Source organism: Paraburkholderia sp. JHI869 (assembly GCF_038900775.1).
Taxonomy (GTDB): domain Bacteria; phylum Pseudomonadota; class Gammaproteobacteria; order Burkholderiales; family Burkholderiaceae; genus Paraburkholderia.
This window is the reverse complement of record NZ_JAYMSC010000007.1, coordinates 269571-288557: the sequence shown is the minus strand read 5'-3', so window position 1 is coordinate 288557 and position 18987 is coordinate 269571. Positions and strand designations below refer to the sequence as shown.

The window sequence follows — 18987 nt, the reverse complement described above, 5'->3', positions numbered from 1 at the left end:
CTGGAGACGCGACACGTGAAAAAGATCATTAATCATCCTGATCATTTTGTCGACGAGATGATCGACGCCTTGCTGCTCGCCCATCCGGGCTGGCTCAAGCCGGTGACGGCCGACCGCCGCGCACTCGTGCGCACCGACGCGCCGAACGCGGGCAAGGTCGGCATCGTGACGGGCGGCGGCTCCGGGCATCTGCCGGGATTTCTCGGCTACGTGGGCAAGGGACTCGCGAGCGGTGTGGCCGTGGGTAATGTGTTTTCGTCGCCATCGTCGGAGCAGATCTACGAGGCCACCAAGGCGGTGCACGGCGGCGCAGGCGTGCTCTACCTGTATGGCAACTATGGCGGCGACGTCTTCAACTTCGATCTCGCCGCGGATCTTGCCGATGCGGACGGCATCGAGACCCGCACGGTGCTCGTTGCCGACGATGTCGCTTCCGCACCGTCCGAACGCGCCTCGGATCGCCGCGGCGTGGCGGGCATGGTGTTCGGCTTCAAATGCGCGGGCGCGGCGGCCGAACGCGGCGACACGCTCGACGAAGTCGCGCGCATTGCCGCGAAGGCCAACGGTGCGACGCGCACGATGGGCGTGGGCCTTTCGCCGACGATCCTGCCTGCTGCCGGCAAGCCCACCTTCACGCTGCCCGATGGAGAGATGGAGATCGGCATCGGCATTCATGGCGAGCCCGGCACGCACCGCGGCAAGCTCGAGAGCGCGGATGCGATTGCCGAACGCCTTGCGGGCGCGATCCTGGGCGACCTGCAGGCCAGCGCGGGGTCGAGTGTGGCGCTGCTCGTGAACGGTCTTGGCGCGACGCCGCTAGAAGAACTGTATCTGCTGTACCGGCGCGCCGCGCAGGCCGTTGCCGCAGCGGGGCTGCGCGTTGCGCGCACTTATGTTGGCGAGTACGTGACGAGCCTCGAAATGGCGGGCGCCTCGATCTCGGTGATGCAACTCGACGAGGAACTCGACACGCTGCTCGACGCGCCGGTGCGCTCGCCGTTCTGGCGCGACGGATGGCGCGTGGACGAGGGAGGTGCGCGATGAGTATTTCGGTGAGCGAAATAAGGACGCGGCTCATCGGCACGTTGAATGCCATGCCCGAGAGCGCCGAGGAACTGCGCGAACTCGACGCCGCGCTAGGCGACGGCGACCTTGGCGTGACCGTGAAGGCGGGCTCGCTCGCGGCGGCAGAGGCCATTGCGAAGCTGCCTGGCGACGCCGCGCTGGGCGATGTGTTAATCGCCACGGGCAAGGCGTTTTCTACGGCGAACCCTTCGACGTTCGGTGCGCTCGTGGGCGGCGGCCTGCTCGCGGCTGCGAAGACCGTGACGGGCCGGCACGAGGCCGGCAGCGCCGAAGCGCTCGCCATGGGCCGCGCGGTCGCCGCGCGCATTGCCGAGCGGGGCAAATCGCAGCTCGGCGACAAGACGGTGCTCGATGCACTCGTGCCGAGCCTCGACACGCTCGAAGCGTTCGAACCCGGCAGCGGTAACGAGCGGGCCATCCTCGATGCGATGATCGACACGGCGGAGCGCCAGGTTCGCGCCACCGCCGCGTTGCAGTCGAAGAAAGGGCGTGCGGCATGGGTGCAGGAACGCAGCATCGGTCATGCCGATCCGGGCGCGACTGCGTGGCTCCGGTTCCTTCAAGCCTGGCGCGGGTAAGTGTTGCCGCTCAGCGAAAAAGCATCTCTGCGACGCCAGCCGCCGCCGAAAGTATGACGACAGCGAGCGGCGGCGCTTTCCAGCGTGTGAGCAAAATGAAGCCGATGGTCGCGACCGCAAAATCGATCGGCGCCTGGACGGCGCTGGTCCATACCGGCGAATAGAGCGCCATGGCGAGCAGTCCGACCACGGCCGCATTCACGCCCGCAAGCATGGCCGCCATGGAGGGATGCGCGCGAAGCGCTTGCCAGTAGGGCAATGCCGCGAGCACGAGAAGAAGGCCTGGCAAAAAGATGCCTGCCAGCGCCACCAGGGCGCCCACCGCATGACTGGACGGACCGCTCATGATCCAGCCAAGGAATGCGGCAAACGTGAAGAGCGGGCCGGGCACGGCCTGGGCGGCGCCGTAGCCAGCGAGAAAATCGTTGGGCGATACCCAGCCGGTCGCCACCGTCTCGCGCTGCAGCAGTGGCAGCACCACGTGACCGCCGCCGAAGACGAGCGCGCCGGAGCGATAGAAGGCGTCGAACACGCGGATGGTGTGAGTCGTGTCGAATTCGGCCAGCGCAGGAAGCGCGAAGAGAAGGGCGCAAAAGAGAGCAAGCGCGAACGCGCCGGCAGTACGCGACACGCGAAACTCATTCGCATGCTGTCGCGCACCGGCCATGCTTTCCGATGGATCGGACCGGCACAGGACGATACCGAGCACCGCGCCGAGCACGATGACGATCAACTGGGCATACGCCGTAGTCATCACAGCGAGTAGCGCGACCGCAGCGAGCGCAATGCCGGCGCGGCGGTGGTCGGGGCATAGGCGGCGCGCCATGTCCCAAACGGCTTGCGCAACGACCGCAACAGCAACGAGTTTCAGTCCATGAATGAGCCCGCTTCCCGCCGGGCCGCCGAGTTCGGGCGCGACGACGGCAAAGGCGATCAGCAGAGCGACGGAAGGCAACGTGAAGCCGCACCAGGCCGCCAGCCCGCCGAGCCAGCCGGCGCGCAGCAGACCGATCGAAAAGCCGGTCTGGCTACTGGCGGGACCCGGGAGAAACTGGCACAGGCCGACCAGATCCGTGAAGGTTGCGTCGTCGAGCCAGCGGCGCCGCTCGACGAACTCGCGACGAAAGTAGCCGATATGGGCGATGGGACCGCCAAAGGACGTCAGGCCAAGTTTCAGAAAGACCAGCAGGACTTCAATCACGGACCCTGTGCGGGCCGGCTGTGACGTCGACATACCTGTTTCCATGGCTATTCAGTTTCGTGCGAGAACAAGGCTTTTCTCCAGACAGTTTCAGCTACCCCGCATTGGGTCGCCAGTCTATAGCAATCGACGAGTAGAAGCGGGTTAAAGCGTCATTCCTCTGCATAAATCGCGCAGATAAAACGCAGAATCCTTCTCATTGACGCACTCGTTCGTGCGCTGAGCACGACAAGTGTCTATGCTCCTGTAATTGCCCCGAAGCAGAAACGATGCAGCAGCCTGGAGGGAGTCATGCAATCCGATCCGAAAGTTATCGAATATCTCAATGCGGAACTGAAGAACGAGCTGACGGCGATTAACCAGTATTTTCTGCACGCGCGGCTATACGGACACTGGGGTCTCGCAGGACTCGGCAAACATGAATATGACGAGTCGATCGAGGAGATGAAGCATGCCGACAAACTGATCGAGCGCATTCTCATGCTCGACGGCCTGCCCAATTTGCAGGACCTTAGCAAACTTCTGATTGGCGAGGATGTGCGCGAGGTGCTCGAGTGCGACCTCAAGCTCGAACGCATTGCGCAGGCGCAGCTCAAGGAAGCGATTCCGTACTGCGAATCCGTGCGCGATTTCGTGTCGAGAGAAATCTTCGTCGAAATCCTCGACGACACGGAAGATCACATCGACTGGCTGGAAATCCAGCTTGAGTTGATCGGCAAGATCGGCCTGGAAAACTATCAGCAATCGGCGATGGGGTCGGTTAGCTGAATCCGGCGCGGGTTGCGCTCACTTGGGCTTGGCAAATGCGTCGGCGATTTGCCGTGCGCGTTTGACCTCGTCGCTGTGCAGATAGATCGAAGTGGTCGAGACCGAAGCGTGTCGCAAGTTGTCGCGCACCGTGGTGAGTTCCGCGCCGCGCCCGAGCGCATGCGTGGCATGCGTGTGGCGCATCCAGTGCGGACTCGCGCGGCGTAGCTTTTCCGCAAGCGGCGCATGATCGGCCTCGATGGCCTTGGCGGCCAGCAGGAAGAAGCGCCGCAGCACACCCCACAAACGCGCGCTGCTGATCGTGGCGTCGCTGTCGGCCTCGAGACTGCCGATGACCGGCGTTGCCGGATTCCAGCGCACGGGCACGATCGGCAGGTCGCGTTCGGCCAGATAGTGCGCGAGCGCCTCCCATGCGAGCGGGGGCAAGGCGACGCGCGCAAGCTTCTTGCCCTTGCCCGTCACGCGCAGCCAGTGATCGCCGCGTGCGTCCGTTTCGACGTGGCCGAGCGTCGCCCCAACCAGTTCGCTCGCGCGCAGGCCGGTCGCATAGCCGAAGTCCAGCAGGAAGCGCAGCCGCTGTGCCGCCGGTGCCGACCAGCCATACGACCACTCGAGGCCGTCTGCGATCGTGCGCGCGAGCGCCCATTCGCCTTCGCTGAATGCGTGCGAGGTATCGAGCACCTGCGCGCCACTCGCGCCACGCACTTTCACGCCGGAAAACGGATTGGCGAGCACGTAGCGCTGTTCGATGAGCCAGCGGAACAGCGCGCCGAGGATCGACAGCGCGTGGGCAACCGAGCGCGCCGAGAGGCTGCCGTTGAACGGCCGCCAGTCCGGCGAGGTGCGCGCTCGCACGGGCCCGACCCAGCGGCCGCGCGGCGAGGGGTGGCGCAGGAATGCGCGGTAGGCGATGGCATCTTCGGTCGTGAGCGACGAGAGCGCGCGGCCGCGCTCGACGATCGCCCAAAGAATGAGGCGCTCGGCTTCCTTCCGGTAGGTGCGCTGCGTGGCCGGCGATTCGTGCAGCGCGAGCCAGGTCTTCACGGCTTCATAGTCGTTTGACGCGTCCAGCGTGCAGGTCGCGCGCGGCGCGCGGAACGTGCCTTCGGAGCCGTCGACTTCGTGCGGCAGCTTCAGGGACTCCCACGGCGCGATGTCACCGCGCTGGCTCGCCACGATGAGCGCGCGCGCCTTTTCCGTGAGTGCGGGCCACTCCGCAAAGAACGCCTCGATGGCGCGGGCGCTCGCCATGCCTAGCCCCGGTACAGCCTTCCACCACTGGCGACGCCGCGGAATGCGCACGGTGAGGTCGGCGAGCGTGGTAATGCCCTGCGCGTACAGCACCCGGACGGCGCGCGGAGCGAACCACTGTGCGACGTCGTCGGCGATCTGGGGTTCGGGTGCGCGCGCGGTGCGCAGGCTGTCGATCGCTTGCGCGACAGCCTTGGCGTGCCGCTCGCGTTCATCCACCGGATGCTCGAACAGCGCCACCAGGTCGTCGCGATGCGCCGCGCGCGCGATGGCAACGAGCCTGCGCCGGATGCGCCCGAGCACGCCACGCGCCGACTTCCCGTCGCCGAGCGCCGAAGGCAGATAGCGCTCGACGGCTGGCCGCACGGCGAGGCCCGCATACCACGCGCGCAGCATGGCGAGTTCGTCGGCATCGGGGAATCCGTGCGGTTCGCTGGGAGCGGGGGCTGGCAGGGGCGTGTGGCGCGTTTTCATGTTTCAGAGTTTAGCTGATAAATGGATATCTTGTGATAAGAAGGATTATCTTTATGGTTATGTAGACGAAACGAAATATCCGTGACAAAGGAGAGACGCTCCCGCGAGCCTGATCTCCCAAACCCGCATTTTCCCGGTTTCCGGGAAATAGATTTCTCTTTTGGCTCTGTCTCAGAGCGCCCGCCGAATTTACACTCAGCCGAAATCTGAATCGAAGACCGTCGCGCCACCGGCTGCGGACGCAGTCTATTAATCAGGATGCCATATCAAAGTATCGCTTGAATCATTTTGGAACTGCAGGAAGCAGGGACTGTCGGCGCTGCTTCAGAACATAAAAACGTGACAAATCAATTTATAGGAGACGAGATGAAAAAGGCTTTGTTGGGGATCGTGGCGGCCACGGCGGCGGTATCGGCAAGCGCCCAAAGCAGCGTGACGCTATATGGGATTGTCGACAATGGCATCGTGTATGAGACCGGGCTGCCAAAAGGCAATACGTTTGGCGCGCAAAGCGGCGGTTGGGCGCAATCGCGTTTCGGGCTGAAGGGTGCCGAGGATATTGGCGGCGGTACGCGGGCGATCTTCCAGCTGGAGTCGCGGCTGAATACGCAAAACGGCAGCTTCGCGAACGGCAGTTTCTTCGAGGGGCAGGCGACCGTGGGTATGCAGAACGACACATGGGGGCAGGTGAAGCTCGGGAACATGGGTTCGGCCGAGCTGAGCCAGTATTCTGGCGACGTCGACCCGCAGCAGACCAAGAAGTATTCGATCGGCACGCTGGTGCGCGGGCGGATTTTCTCTCAGGCGGCCAATGGCGTCGAGTATCTGTCGCCGAAGATTGCAGGCTTCATCCTTCAGGGGCAGTACGACCTGACCAACTCGTCGAAATGGAACGAAGGTAATCCCGGGAGCGCGCCAGGCCAACTGGGAACATCAACGGGGCTGGGCAGCGCGCAGGGCCGCTCGGATGGCATCAAGTTGTCGTATCAGCGAGGCGGGCTGTTCTGGCAAGCGACCTACGATGAGGTCCGTGACCCCAACGGCCAGTTCAGCAACGTGTACCTTACGTCGCGTTCCATTCTCACTGGCGCGACATACGCGTTCGGGCCGATCGTGGCGTACGTCGGCTACCAGCATCTCAGTGCGCCCGATGCCTCGAACGAGGGCTATTTCGGCAGCGCCCAGCCCACGGCACTGCCGGCTGGCACGTCATTGCCAACCGCGGTGAACCACGAATGGATTGGTGCGATCTGGAACAGCACGCCGGCGCTGGCCATTTCGGGCGCGGTGTACCACGCAAACGCCAACCATGGAAATGGCAACGCGACGCTATTCACGTTGGGAGCGAATTACTCACTGTCGAAACGCACGCTGCTCTATACCGAACTCGGCTACGTGCGAAACAGCTCGACGTCGAACCTTGGACTCAATAGCGGCCTCTATGGTGCAAACACGAACTTTGACCCCGTGAGCAGCGCCGCGTCGACGACCAACCCGGACTATGGGAAGAGCCAGTTTGGCGTGATTGCTGGCCTCGCCACTCAATTCTAAAAACGGGCGAGAAGGGGCCGAACCGTCTCGCGTTCGGCTCGTTCACCTGCCAGGCGCGAGAGACGATAGCGAAAACGCAGATTTTCTATTGCCGGAATCGCGCTGCAATATGCGCAGGAATGTTTTCGGGCGTGACAACGACGACCGACGACGACTGCGAGACGGCCGTCGCAGGCAACATTTTGTGGAAGTGCATGATGTGTTGGCAAGCCGACCGCATGTCTTGCCGGAGTTCGTGATGCAGAATCGCCTGAATCTTGCCCGCGCGTAGCAGTTCGACGTTATCCCGGTCGATGTCGTGGCCGATAAAACACTTTGGTGCCATGCCTTGGGCCTCGAGAGCCCGCAGAATCGCACGATTTCCGCCGCCCATTGAGTAAACCGCCAGAACGGCGGATTTCCCGGCAAGCGCAGTCTTGACCCGCTTCTCTGTTTGCGTGTCGAGGCCGTGGCCACCGCTAGCATCGATCAGCGACAACTTGGGATGATGAATTCGCAACGCACGGCGAAAGCTTATTTCGCGCTCCTCTTCACCTCTGAAGCGCTCGTCGCTCATCGTTATCAAAACGTTCCCGGACTGTGTGCCAAGCCACTGGACGAGGAGGTAGGCTGCGGTAGCGCCAGCCACCCGGTTATCGAGGCCAGCGTACGCAATGCGGCCCGAGAGCGGAATATCGGTGAACGTCGTGACAACTGGAATGCCGGATCGTTTGAGGTCGGCAATGGCGTCCGAGATTTCCGGTACGTCGCGTGCCTTCAGGAAGACCCCGTGGCTGCCACGATGCGCAATAGAACGAAGCGTCTCCACGACCTCTAGCGTCGTCATCGTCTCCTGCATCTGAAAGCGCGGGCGGAAGATCGCGGGATGCAGCGTCGGTATTTCTGCCTCCAGCGCCTCCCTGATTTCATCGGCGAAACGATTGGGTGCTTCGACGACGACGTCGACGATCAGCTTTCTTCCGGCTGGCAGCGAATAGAGCTCCTGTTTCTCGAGCTCCTTGATGGCTTGTTCTACGCGCTTTTTTGTTTGCTCGCGGACACTGCCGCGATTGTTGACGACACGGTCAACGGTGGCCACGCCGACGCCGGCCTGAAGGGCGATTTCCTTGATGAGAAAGCGGTGGGTCACGGCAGAGGTCTCGCAGATGATGTCTTTCTGATGCCTTTCGGATACGCGCACGCATCGTCAGCAATTTGTGGCGTCGACCGCCGCACGAGTAGAGGAAATCTTGTTACGAATGAAGCCAATGTGGGCTGTCAATTCACAGAATAGCGCGAAGCGGCGTCCTTAAGTGCCAGTTTCTTCGTTTGGGGTTATCCCTGATTTTGATGGATTTCTGATGGATTTTTGCAGCATCGCAGATAGGTCGCGTGCCCTATCCTTTGGTCACGAATGGCGCAAGCGAGGCGAGCGTCCAGCAACTCGAGTTCGCGCGCGTAAAACCTCGCTGAACACTAATGCCATCCTGGATGGTGTGGGAAGATGGACCAGTTTAAGGAAGTCCAGCTGTTCGTCGAGGTCGCCGAGACCGGCAGTATCAGTCGGGCGGCGGAGGCGGTCGAGCTGTCGATATCTGCCGCGAGTCGGTATCTCATCTCGCTCGAGGCTCGCCTCGGCGTGCAACTCGTACGAAGGACGACGCGCAATCTCTTCCTCACGGAAGCGGGCGCCGAGTTCCATCGACGCTGCAAATCGATCCTGGCGGATCTTGGCGAAGCTGAGCTGGTCGTCAAGGATGCGACGGCTCGCCCGAGCGGCCTGTTGAGGGTGACCGCATCGCTATCTTTTTGCATGCTGCATATCGCACCCATGCTGCCGGAATTCACGGCGCGCTATCCGGACATCACGGTCGACGTGGTCGCGGCGAACCGCTACTACGACATCATTGAAAACGGCATCGACGTCGCTATTCGAACCAAGGTTCTCGAGCCAGACAGCAACATCACGGTGCGCCGCCTTGCGGCGACACGCCGGGTGTTAGCAGCAGCGCCCGATTACATTGCGGCGAACGGCGCGCCGCGCTTTCCTGCGGAGCTCGGAAAACACAAGGTGCTGAACTACGGGCTGGCCGACAATCCTCGCGACCTCTCGTTTCAACGCGATGGCGAGTGCGTTTGTGTCCACGTGAAGCCCTTGCTCGAATCGAACGATGGTCAGATATTGCGCGTCGCCGCGCTCGACGGCATGGGCATACTCGTCCAGCCGAAATACATCATCTACGACGACATCAAGTCCGGTCGTCTCGTGCCGGTTCTCGATGACTGGGACTTGCCCCGCCTCACGATGAACATTGCTTTCCAGACGCGTTCGCACATGCCGGTCAAGGTCCGCCTTTTCATTGAGGCGCTTGCGGAGCGCTTCAAAAAGCACGAATTCGAGCGGCTGTGGACCGAGTAGCGATTGCGCCTCATAGGGACGCTGCCCTACGACGCAGTTTCCCATCGAGCGCGAAAGAGATTCCCTTTTCATCTCTGTTTTACCGCCATTAGCGAATATAGACTTCCTTCAAAGCAGTACAGAAACATTGAAGGAGACATTTGATGCACGAGGCAATATCCACCGTTTCGCATTCCCCCTTTGCGTACTTCGACGAAGTGCAATCTGCAGACGTCGTGAATGGCCGTATGGGGCAGGGCATCGATCCGCGGCTCAAGCAGGTCATGTCCGTGCTGGTCAAGCATCTTCACGCCGCAGTGAAGGAAATCGAGCCGACGCACGAGGAATGGTTTGCAGCGGTTCGCTTTCTCACCGCGACCGGACAGATGTGCAACGAATGGCGGCAAGAGTACATTCTGCTGTCCGATATTCTCGGTGTCTCGATGCTGGTTGATGCGATCAACCACCGCCGGCTGAGCGGCGCGACGCCCAACACGATACTCGGACCGTTCTATGTGGCGAATGCACCGGAATACGAGAACGGGGCGAACATTTGCCTCGATGGAAAGGGCGAACCGCTTGTCGTTGCCGGGCGGGTGACCGATCTTGCCGGCAAGGCGATTCCGAATGCAAAGCTCGAAGTCTGGCAGACGAACGACGACGGCTTCTACGATGTCCAGCAAAAGGGCATCCAGCCGGATTCGAACTTGCGCGGCGTGTTCACATCGGATAACGACGGCGCCTATTCCTTCAAGTCGGTCAAGCCGCGCCACTATCCCATTCCTTCCGATGGCCCGGTCGGCAAGCTCCTCGGCGCGATGGGGCGTCACCCGAACCGCGCAGCCCATTTGCATTTCATCGTGACCGCGCCCGGCTACGAGCCTGTCATTACGCACATCTTCACGCGGGATTGCCCGTATCTCCCCGAAGACGCCGTGTTCGGCGTCAAGAGTGACCTCATCGCCGATTTCAGGAAGATCGACGACCGCGAAGCCGCACAGAAAGTTGGGCTTGAGGCCCCATTCTGGTCGGTGACATGGGACTTCGCGCTCGCACCTTCGACGAAGCCCTCACGCGTTATTGCGTAATTTATTGGACACTGGAAATGAGCATGAAAACCAAAGAGCTGCTGGCCGCTTACTGGACGCTTGCTGGCGATGTCTACCCCGGCGCGCCGACGGAGATCAGTCCGTATCCGCTGCGTGAGCGCGCGGAGGCTGCTTCGCGCGCAGGCTGGAATGGCGTGGGCCTCATCCTCGACGACCTGGAATACAGCGTCGAACAGTACGGCGTCGCTGGCGTGAAGAAGATTCTCGACGATACGGGAATGAAGTACTTCGAGCTCGAAATCCTGATGGACTGGTATCTCGACGGCGAAGCGCGCGTTAAATCGGACCGTTTCCGACACCGTGTGATCGAACTGGGCGCCGAGCTAGGCATGCGTAACCTGAAGATTGGAGCCAATCCATTCGATAAAACGCCGGCCGATTTCCCGCGCATGACCGACGAGTTCGCGCGGCTGTGCGAAGACGTGGCGAAGGTGGGCGCGACGGTGGCGATCGAGTTCATGCCTTTCTCAGTGATCCGAAATATTGGAGATGCGCTGAAAATTGCCGAAGGCGCCAACCAGCCGAATGGTGGTTTGATGGTTGACCACTGGCACGTTGCCCGCTTTGGCAGCCCTTATAGCGAGGTCGCCCAAATCCCGATGCGCTTCATCAAGGGCGTGGAACTGGACGATGTCGCCGCGCAGATTCAAGGGACATTGCTGGACGACTCGACCTTCAATCGCAAGCTGTGCGGTGAAGGGGCCGCCGACTGCCGCGCGTTTGTCGAGGCGCTCGAGCAAGCGGGTTGCGACCTGCCGTATTACGGCGTCGAACTGATTTCCGAGCCGTTCCGAAAATTGCCGCTCGATCAGATGGCGAGGCGCGCTTACGACACCACCATCGCCCAGTTTTCGACCACGGCCGGCGCGGCGGCTTAAAGAAACCATCGCTCACACCTCATATCTCTGGAGACAAACATGATTCGTATCGCTGTTCTCGGCGCGGGCCGGATTGGCCGCATTCACGCAGGCAATGCAGCCGCCATGGCGAACGCCAGGCTCGTCGTCGTCGCGGACCCCGTTGTGGCGGCGGCCAATTCGCTCGCCGAACGCCTGGGCTGCGAAGCATCGACCGACTGCATGGCCGTTCTGCAACGCAGCGATATCGACGCCGTGGTGATCGGCACGCCGACCGATACGCACATCACGTTCATGCTGGAAGCCGTGGCGCGCGGCAAGGCCGTGCTCTGCGAAAAGCCCATCGACCTGGACATGGAGAAGTCGCTGGCCGCGGCACGCGAAGTCGAGCGTCAGCGCGGCCGTGTGATGCTGGCTTTCAATCGCCGCTTCGACCCGACCTCGCAGGCCTTTCGCAAGGCGATCGACGCGGGCGAAGTGGGCGAAGTCCGCCAGGTCATCATCTCGAGCCGCGATCCGGGCATGCCCCCGCGCGATTACGTCGAACATTCGGGCGGCATTTTCCGCGACATGGTGATTCATGACCTCGACATGGCCCGCTGGCTGCTCGGCGAGGAGCCAGTGGAAGTGATGGCACTGGCGAGCCGCCTCGTCGACACGTCTCTGTCCGAGCTGGGCGACTTCGACACTGTCATGGTGCAACTGCGTACGGCGTCCGGCAAGCAATGCCATATCAACTGCTGCCGCGAAGCCGTCTACGGGTACGACCAGCGCATGGAAGTGTCGGGTTCCAGGGGCATGCTCCTGCAGGAAAACCTGCGCCCTTCGACGATCCGCCGCTGGACGAAGGAAGCCACCGACGTGCGCGAGCCGCTGCTCAACTTCTTCCTCGAGCGCTACGTGGAGGCCTACAAGGGCGAGTTGCAGGCGTTCGTCGACGCACTGAACAACAACACGCCGCTGCCAACGTCGGTCCACGACGGCCTCAAGGCGTTGCGCCTCGCGGAATGCGCGCTCGAGTCCGCGACGTCGGGTAAAGCGGTCAAGGTCTAACGATACTGCTGGAGGAGATTGGTCATGGCGCGAAAAATTGGCCCTGGAGAAACGGTAGGCGTCGCATGCCTGGGTATCACGCACCCGCACACGTCGGGGCGCGTGAAAGCGATTCAACGTCGAGCCGATGCGAAGATGCTTGGTGCCTGGGACACGAGCCCGTTGCTGAAGCCGTTCGTCGATGCGCTCGGACTGGAGGCTCGCACGAAAGAGGACATTCTGGCCGACGAGAACGTGCACGTGGTCTTCGTGCACTCGAAGAGCGACAAGATGGCAGACCTCGCCATCGAGGCACTCGAAGCCGGCAAGGCTGTGCTATGCGAAAAGCCGGCGGGCCGCAGCTCGGAAGACGCGCGGCGCATCGTGCAGGCCGTCGAGCGCACGGGCGGACTCTTTCAGGTTGGCTACTGCTGGCGTTTCGCGCCGTCGGTCGACGCCATGCAGGCAGCGCTGAAGAGCGGGCGCCTGGGCAAGGTCGTACAAGTGCGCGCGCACGGCGGCTGCTCGCACGATGAAGCTGGCACCGCACACATGACGCAGCCCGGCGATATCGGCGGCGCGGTGTTCGTGATTGGCTGCCACCTCGTCGACCGCATTCTTCTCCACTTCGGCACGCCCCGGTCGGTCAATGCGCGCATCACGAAGTTCCCGAATTTTCATGGCGACGAGTCGCGTGAAGATGCGGCCGGCGCGGTGCTCAACTACGAAGACAAGATCGTGACCATCGACTTCATGTCGTGGGACGTGCTGCCGTGGACGGAAAGCTGGGACATCACGGCCTACGGCACCGAAGGGATCATGTCTTCGCGCTCGCTGCCGGCAAGCTACAAGATCTACGACGCAGGCAAGGGCGCCCACCCGGAAGGCTGGACCGAGTGGCAGGAAACGAGTTTCCCCGAAATCTGGGCCACGAAGAAGACCGAGTACTCGCCGGACATTGCTGAAATCGGCAACCCGGTTTACTTCGACCGGGAATCGAACGCGTTCTTCGGCGCGCTGCGCAACGGCACGCCTTCTGTCGTGCCCGCTACGCAGGCCTACAACATCAGCCGTGTCATCGAGGCCATGTTCGCCTCATCGAAGCAGGCTGGGGCAGAAGTTTTTATCGGGTAAGGCGCGGCTGGCCTCGCGCTCGAGGCCGGTTTTCACATGAATCGAGCTTGCCAAATAACTACGCAGTACTAAGTCAGGAGACGAAAGATGAACATCATCAAGCGTGTTGTGGTTGCGGTCACGTTCAGCATCGGTTTCGCTGCGATCTCGACGTCCTCGTACGCCGAGGACAAGGGAGTCATCGGCATCTCGCTGCCGGACAAGACAGAATCGCGTTGGCTGACCGACGGCAAGAGCATGGTCGATGCATTGAAAGCGAAAGGCTACACGGCCGACCTGCAATATGCGAACTACGACGTTCCGACCCAGGTCAATCAGGTCGAGAACATGCTGGCGAAAGGCGTGAAGGCGCTGGTGATCGCGCCGATCGACGGCAAGACCTTTTCCGACGCACTGGCCTATGCACAGAAGAAGCACATCAAGGTCATTTCGTATGACCGCTTGATCAGCCAGACGAAGGATGTCGATTACTACGCGACGTTCGACAACTACGGCGTCGGCGTGCTCCAGGCGCAAAGCATCGTCGACGCGTGGAAAAAGAAGGGCAGCAAGACGCCCTATAACATCGAGGTCTTTGGCGGCTCGTCGGACGACAACAACGCCCACATGATTTATGCCGGCGGTATGTCGGTGCTCAAGCCTTATATCGACAGCGGCAAATTCGTGATCCGCAGCAAGCAGGAAGCGTTCGAAAAGATCGCGACGCGCAACTGGGACGGTGCGACCGCGCAGTCGCGGATGGACAACCTGCTGAGCGCCTTCTATGGCAAGGAGCATCTCGACGCCGTCTGGACCCCGAATGACGCAATCGCCATCGGCGTGATTTCGTCCCTCAAGGGCGTGGGCTACGGCTCAGCACAGGCGCCGATGCCCGTGGTGACAGGCCAGGATGCCGACATCCAGAACATCAAGGCCATTGTTCGGGGTGACCAGACGACGACCGTGTTCAAGGACACGCGCAAGCTCGCGAGCATTACCGCCGACATGGTGGACGACGCGCTCACCGGCAAGACGGTTCCCGTGAACGACACGAAGAGCTACAACAACGGCGCGAAGATCGTGCCCACGTATCTGGTGAAGCCAGTGCTCGTCGACAAGGAAAGCGTCCAGCCGTTGCTCGTGAACAGCGGCTACTACACCCCGGCGCAAATCAAGTAACCGCGCGCGACAAGTCACGACTCGCGAGCATCTAGCAGAGCGATACGAGGATACGGAGATGGATACGATTCTGGAAATGAATGGCATCCAGAAGGCATTCGGCCAGGTGAAGGCCTTGAATAACGTCAATCTGAAAGTCGGAAAGGGCGAGATTCATGCCATCTGCGGTGAAAACGGCGCGGGCAAGTCGACGCTGATGAAGATTCTGAGCGGCGTCTATGCGCACGGTTCGTACGCCGGTTCCGTAGTGTACGAGGGCGCGGAGCGCACGTTCTCCGACATCACGGACAGCGAAGAGGTGGGCATCATCATCATCCATCAGGAACTCGCGCTGGTTCCCATGCTGTCCATTACCGAGAACATCTTTCTGGGCAACGAGCAGTCCCGTCGCGGCGTGATCGACTGGCAAGGTTCCCGGGCCCGAGCGAAGGCGTTGCTGGAAAAGGTTGGACTGAACGACTCCCCGGATACGCCAGTTGGCACGCTCGGCATCGGTAAGCAGCAGCTCGTGGAAATTGCCAAGGCGTTGTCCAAGGAGGTGCGCCTGCTCATTCTGGACGAGCCCACGGCGAGCCTGAACGAGAAAGACAGCGACACACTGCTCAAACTGCTGCTGGACCTTAAAGAGCGTGGCGTCACCTCGATCATCATCTCGCACAAGCTCAATGAAATATCGCGGGTCGCAGACAGCATTACGGTCATTCGCGACGGTTCGACCGTTGACGAACTGGATTGCCGCGCTCAAACCGTGAGCGAAGACCGCATCATCAAGGCCATGGTCGGTCGCGAGATGTCCGACCGCTATCCGCGGCGCACACCGAATATCGGCGAGGTGATCTTCGAGGTTAAGGACTGGCGTGTTCGACATCCCACGCAGCGCGACCGTGAGGTCATCAAGGGTGTCAACCTGAATGCGCGTGCGGGTGAAATCGTCGGCATTGCCGGTTTGATGGGTTCGGGGCGCACTGAACTTGCCATGAGCGTATTTGGAGGCACGTACGGGCAGGACATCAGCGGCTCGGTACGTCTTCACGGAAAACCGGCCGACGTATCTTCGGTCAAGAAGGCCATCAACGCGGGGCTCGCGTATGTCACCGAGGACCGTAAAGGCAATGGGCTGCTTCTCGATGACGATATCCAGACAAATATTTCTCTGGCGAATCTCGCGGGCGTGTCGAAATACGGCGTCGTGAACGAGCACGAGGAAATGACCGTTGCGTCTGGCTTCCTGAAGAAGTTGCGCATCCGGGCGCAAGGCGTATCGCACGTGGTGGGCAACCTCTCAGGCGGCAATCAGCAGAAGGTCGTGTTGAGCAAGTGGTTGTTCTCCGAGCCCGACGTCCTCATTCTCGATGAGCCCACGCGCGGAATTGACGTGGGCGCGAAGTACGAAATCTACAGCATCATTAATCAAGCGGTTGCCGCGGGTAAGTGCGTGGTCATGATTTCTTCGGAGATGCCTGAGCTTCTTGGCATGTGCGACCGTGTCTATGTCATGAACGAGGGCCGATTCGTCGGCGAGTTCACGTCCGAAGAAGTCTCGCAGGAAAAAATCATGCGGGCAATCATGCGAAATGGAGGCATCTGAAATGCGTAAAGCTCTCTCGCCGACGGCTCCTCAGGAAGCCGAGGTAAAGAACGGTGAAATCATCGGTATGATCAAGCGCGGCGCCAGCGAATACGGGTTGCTGTTCTCGCTTATCGTCATCATGGTTTTCTTCCAGTTTGCGACTGGCGGCGTGCTCATGGAGCCGTTGAACCTGACGAATCTCGTGCTGCAGAACAGCTACATCGTCATCATGGCCCTTGGCATGCTGATGGTGATCGTGGCCGGTCATATCGACCTGTCGATTGGCTCGACGGCCGGACTCGTGGGCGCGCTCGCTGCCGTGTTGATGGTGCAGTTCAACGTCAAATACGTGGTGGCCACCATCATCTGTATCGCCACTGGCGCGCTGATTGGCGCAGTGCAGGGCTACTGGATTGCGTTCTGGCGTATGCCGTCGTTCATCGTCACGCTGGCCGGAATGCTGGTGTTTCGCGGGCTGACCAATCTGGTTCTTCAGGGGCAGTCGATCGGTCCGTTCCCGGACAGCTTCGCCGCGGTCAGCTCGGGCTTCATTCCGGACGTGTTCCGCGGGCAGGACCTTCATATTACGTCGATCGTGCTTGGCGTCCTGGTCGGCGCCGCATTTTTCGTCATTGAGCTTCGTCATCGCGCGAGTGCAGCGAAGCATGGGGTGGATAAGGGTTCGTTCCCGATGTTCGTGGCAAAGAACGTCGTGCTGACCGGCTTGATCGTCTATTTTTGCTACCTGCTCGCGTCCTACCGTGGGTTGCCGACGGTGCTCGTCATCATGGGCGTGCTGATCGGGCTGTACACCTTTGTCATGAACCGCACGACCATTGGGCGTCGCGTGTATGCGGTCGGTGGCAATGCGAAAGCCGCACGGCTGTCTGGCGTTAGCGTGCCTGCTGTGAGTTTTCTCACGTTCGTCAACATGGGCGTTCTTGCAGCGCTCGCCGGCATTATTTTCGCCGCGCGTCTGAATAGCGGTACGCCGAAGGCCGGCACGGGTTTCGAACTGGACGTGATTGCCGCATGCTTTATCGGCGGTGCATCGGCGTCGGGTGGCGTGGGCAAGGTTGTTGGGGCCGTTGTGGGCGCGTTCATCATGGGGGTGATGAACAATGGCATGTCCATCATGGGTATCGGCGTCGACTATCAGCAGGTAATCAAAGGCGTCGTGCTGCTCGCAGCCGTATTCGTGGACGTGTACAACAAAAATAAAGCATAACGACTTTCTACTGCGAATCGCTGCTCGCGGTACGGGATGGTGGCCCGAACAGTGTTTCAGTTCGTAAGTAGTATTAATGGAAATGAATATGATCAAGCATATCGTGATGTGGAACGTTCGCGGCGAGACGCACGAGGAAAAGAAGGCAACGGCGAACTTCGTCAAGAACGCGTTCGAGAGCCTGAGCGGGAAGATTCCCGGGCTCACGAAGCTCGAGGTCGGCCTCGATGTCAGCGCCGTTGACTATGCATGCGACGTTGTGCTGTACACGGAGTTCGATTGCCGGGCGTCGCTCGAGGCGTATGCGTCGCATCCCGAGCATCTGCGCGTGAAGCAGGCGTTGGGCGATGTTCGCGTCGCTCGCCACCAGGTCGACTACATTTAAGCGGGCTTGCTGTCCGGCCACAAGGGAAGAAGATCTCATGTACGAGTTCACCTATACGACCCAGGCGTCGAGAGTCGTATTCGGCGCTGGAAGCATGAAGCTGATTCAGCAGGAAGTCGAGACGCTGGGTGCCCGCCGCGCTTTGGTGCTGTGTACCCCCGAGCAGAAAGCGCAGGCCGAGGTGATTTCATCGCTGCTCGGGCCATCTAGCGCGGGCGTTTTCGACGGTGCGCAAATGCACGTTCCCATCGAGAACGCACGCCGCGCGCGAGAACACGCGAAGTTGGTGGAAGCGGACTGTGCGGTTGCAATTGGCGGGGGTTCGACGATTGGACTCGGCAAGGCGATCGCGCTCGAATCGTCCTTGCCGATCATCGCGATACCGACGACGTACGCCGGGTCGGAGATGACCCCCATATTCGGCATTACCGAAGACGGCCTGAAGCGAACCGGGCGCGACGCCAGGGTATTGCCGAAGACCGTTTTGTACGACCCGGAGTTGACCATCGGGCTCCCCGTTCAACTCTCGATTGTGAGCGGCCTGAATGCGATCGCTCACGCTGCCGAGGGAATATACGCAAAAGACGGCAATCCCGTGATGTCGTTGATGGCCGAGGAGGGCATTCGTTCGCTCGCGGACGGCCTTCGTGCCGTGAGAAAGAACAGCAAGGATGTATCGGCGCGCGGCGACTGCCTCTATGGTGCGTGGCTCTGTGGAATGGTGCTCGGCAACGTTGGCATGGCGCTTCATCACAAGCTTTGCCACACGCTGGGGGGGACGTTCAACCTTCCGCACGCAGAGACGCATGCGATCGTTTTGCCCCACGCGCTCGCGTACAACAGCCCCGTTGCCCATGAGGCCATGGGTCGAATCGCCAGGGCACTGAATGTGGATTGCGCCCCGGACGGTCTCTATGAGCTAAACCGGGAACTCGGGGTGCCGCGAGGCCTTCGCGATATCGGGTTGAAGCAAACCGATCTCGATCATGCCTGCGAGGTGGCATTGTCAAACCCTTACTGGAATCCGCGACCGGTAGAGGGGAAGCCGCTTAGAGCACTCCTGCAGCGTGCGTGGGAGGGCGCGCGACCGGTGGCGTAGTGGCCAGGCATTGCGCGTGTCGCCTGGCGGCCGCCGAAGGCGAATGTGGCGCGCCTGGATATCGCGATTCGAAACGCCGCCTATACTCCGACTAGCCTTCTTCACATTTCCTTCGTGCTGATTCGAGGC

At 61.0% G+C, this 18987-nt stretch carries 17 protein-coding genes; 14 read left to right on the top strand and 3 right to left on the bottom strand.

The features are described 5' to 3' along the window. Nucleotides 1–15: 15 nt before the first annotated feature. Both VSR72_RS15520 and VSR72_RS15515 read left to right on the top strand, forming a co-directional pair. A complete protein-coding gene (locus VSR72_RS15520; RefSeq protein WP_342953220.1) occupies nucleotides 16–1044 on the top strand; it encodes a dihydroxyacetone kinase subunit DhaK in 1029 nt (342 codons plus the stop codon). Next, entirely contained in the window at nucleotides 1041–1664 is a 624-nt protein-coding gene (locus VSR72_RS15515) for a DAK2 domain-containing protein (RefSeq protein WP_342953219.1), read from the top strand. The genes VSR72_RS15520 and VSR72_RS15515 overlap by 4 nt, the downstream gene beginning before the upstream one ends. A gap of 10 nt (nucleotides 1665–1674) precedes the next feature. On the opposite strand, the gene chrA is transcribed toward VSR72_RS15515, so the two are convergent. Continuing rightward, nucleotides 1675–2910 (bottom strand): chromate efflux transporter, encoded by a 1236-nt coding sequence (gene chrA, locus VSR72_RS15510; protein WP_342953218.1) that lies wholly within the window; start codon nucleotides 2908–2910, stop codon nucleotides 1675–1677. 246 nt (nucleotides 2911–3156) lie between these two features. Here chrA and bfr point away from each other — a divergent pair, with 246 nt between their 5' ends. Beyond that, nucleotides 3157–3633 (top strand): bacterioferritin, encoded by a 477-nt coding sequence (gene bfr / locus VSR72_RS15505; RefSeq protein ID WP_342953217.1) that lies wholly within the window; start codon nucleotides 3157–3159, stop codon nucleotides 3631–3633. Nucleotides 3634–3651: 18 nt separating this feature from the next. Here the strand turns inward: bfr and VSR72_RS15500 are convergent, their stop codons facing one another. Then, a complete protein-coding gene (locus VSR72_RS15500) occupies nucleotides 3652–5358 on the bottom strand; it encodes a site-specific integrase (protein WP_342953216.1) in 1707 nt (568 codons plus the stop codon). Nucleotides 5359–5646: 288 nt separating this feature from the next. Between VSR72_RS15500 and VSR72_RS15495 the strand changes: the two genes are divergently transcribed. Continuing rightward, nucleotides 5647–6909, top strand: a complete 1263-nt coding sequence (locus tag VSR72_RS15495; RefSeq protein WP_342953215.1) for a porin — start codon at nucleotides 5647–5649, stop codon at nucleotides 6907–6909. 85 nt (nucleotides 6910–6994) lie between these two features. Here VSR72_RS15495 and VSR72_RS15490 read toward each other — a convergent pair whose 3' ends face one another. Next, on the bottom strand, nucleotides 6995–8038 hold the full coding sequence (locus VSR72_RS15490) for a LacI family DNA-binding transcriptional regulator (RefSeq protein ID WP_342953214.1): 1044 nt from the start codon (nucleotides 8036–8038) through the stop codon (nucleotides 6995–6997). Between the two features lie 354 nt (nucleotides 8039–8392). Here VSR72_RS15490 and VSR72_RS15485 point away from each other — a divergent pair, with 354 nt between their 5' ends. From VSR72_RS15485 to VSR72_RS15440, 10 genes are all read left to right on the top strand, one after another. Then, the gene (locus tag VSR72_RS15485; RefSeq protein WP_342953213.1) at nucleotides 8393–9307 is read left to right on the top strand and encodes a LysR family transcriptional regulator; all 915 of its coding nucleotides are present in this window, start codon (nucleotides 8393–8395) and stop codon (nucleotides 9305–9307) included. Between the two features lie 143 nt (nucleotides 9308–9450). Continuing rightward, nucleotides 9451–10374: an intradiol ring-cleavage dioxygenase gene (locus tag VSR72_RS15480; protein ID WP_342953212.1), complete on the top strand. Its 924-nt coding sequence runs from the start codon at nucleotides 9451–9453 to the stop codon at nucleotides 10372–10374. A 23-nt stretch (nucleotides 10375–10397) separates the two neighbouring features. Further along, nucleotides 10398–11273: a TIM barrel protein gene (locus tag VSR72_RS15475; RefSeq protein ID WP_342953211.1), complete on the top strand. Its 876-nt coding sequence runs from the start codon at nucleotides 10398–10400 to the stop codon at nucleotides 11271–11273. A 39-nt stretch (nucleotides 11274–11312) separates the two neighbouring features. Further along, on the top strand, nucleotides 11313–12305 hold the full coding sequence (gene iolG / locus VSR72_RS15470; RefSeq protein WP_342953210.1) for an inositol 2-dehydrogenase: 993 nt from the start codon (nucleotides 11313–11315) through the stop codon (nucleotides 12303–12305). A 24-nt stretch (nucleotides 12306–12329) separates the two neighbouring features. Next, nucleotides 12330–13418, top strand: a complete 1089-nt coding sequence (locus VSR72_RS15465; RefSeq protein ID WP_342953209.1) for a Gfo/Idh/MocA family oxidoreductase — start codon at nucleotides 12330–12332, stop codon at nucleotides 13416–13418. Between the two features lie 87 nt (nucleotides 13419–13505). Beyond that, entirely contained in the window at nucleotides 13506–14576 is a 1071-nt protein-coding gene (chvE, locus tag VSR72_RS15460; RefSeq protein WP_342953208.1) for a multiple monosaccharide ABC transporter substrate-binding protein, read from the top strand. A gap of 58 nt (nucleotides 14577–14634) precedes the next feature. Further along, a complete protein-coding gene (gene mmsA, locus VSR72_RS15455) occupies nucleotides 14635–16164 on the top strand; it encodes a multiple monosaccharide ABC transporter ATP-binding protein (protein ID WP_342953207.1) in 1530 nt (509 codons plus the stop codon). A gap of 1 nt (nucleotide 16165) precedes the next feature. Further along, complete coding sequence (mmsB, locus tag VSR72_RS15450; RefSeq protein WP_342953206.1) at nucleotides 16166–17374, top strand: multiple monosaccharide ABC transporter permease; 1209 nt, start codon at nucleotides 16166–16168, stop codon at nucleotides 17372–17374. Nucleotides 17375–17462: 88 nt separating this feature from the next. Next, on the top strand, nucleotides 17463–17759 hold the full coding sequence (locus VSR72_RS15445; protein WP_342953205.1) for a Dabb family protein: 297 nt from the start codon (nucleotides 17463–17465) through the stop codon (nucleotides 17757–17759). Between the two features lie 37 nt (nucleotides 17760–17796). Beyond that, nucleotides 17797–18858 carry a maleylacetate reductase gene (locus VSR72_RS15440; RefSeq protein WP_342953204.1) on the top strand — a complete coding sequence of 354 codons (1062 nt, stop codon included), beginning with the start codon at nucleotides 17797–17799 and terminating at the stop codon, nucleotides 18856–18858. Nucleotides 18859–18987: the final 129 nt, after the last annotated feature.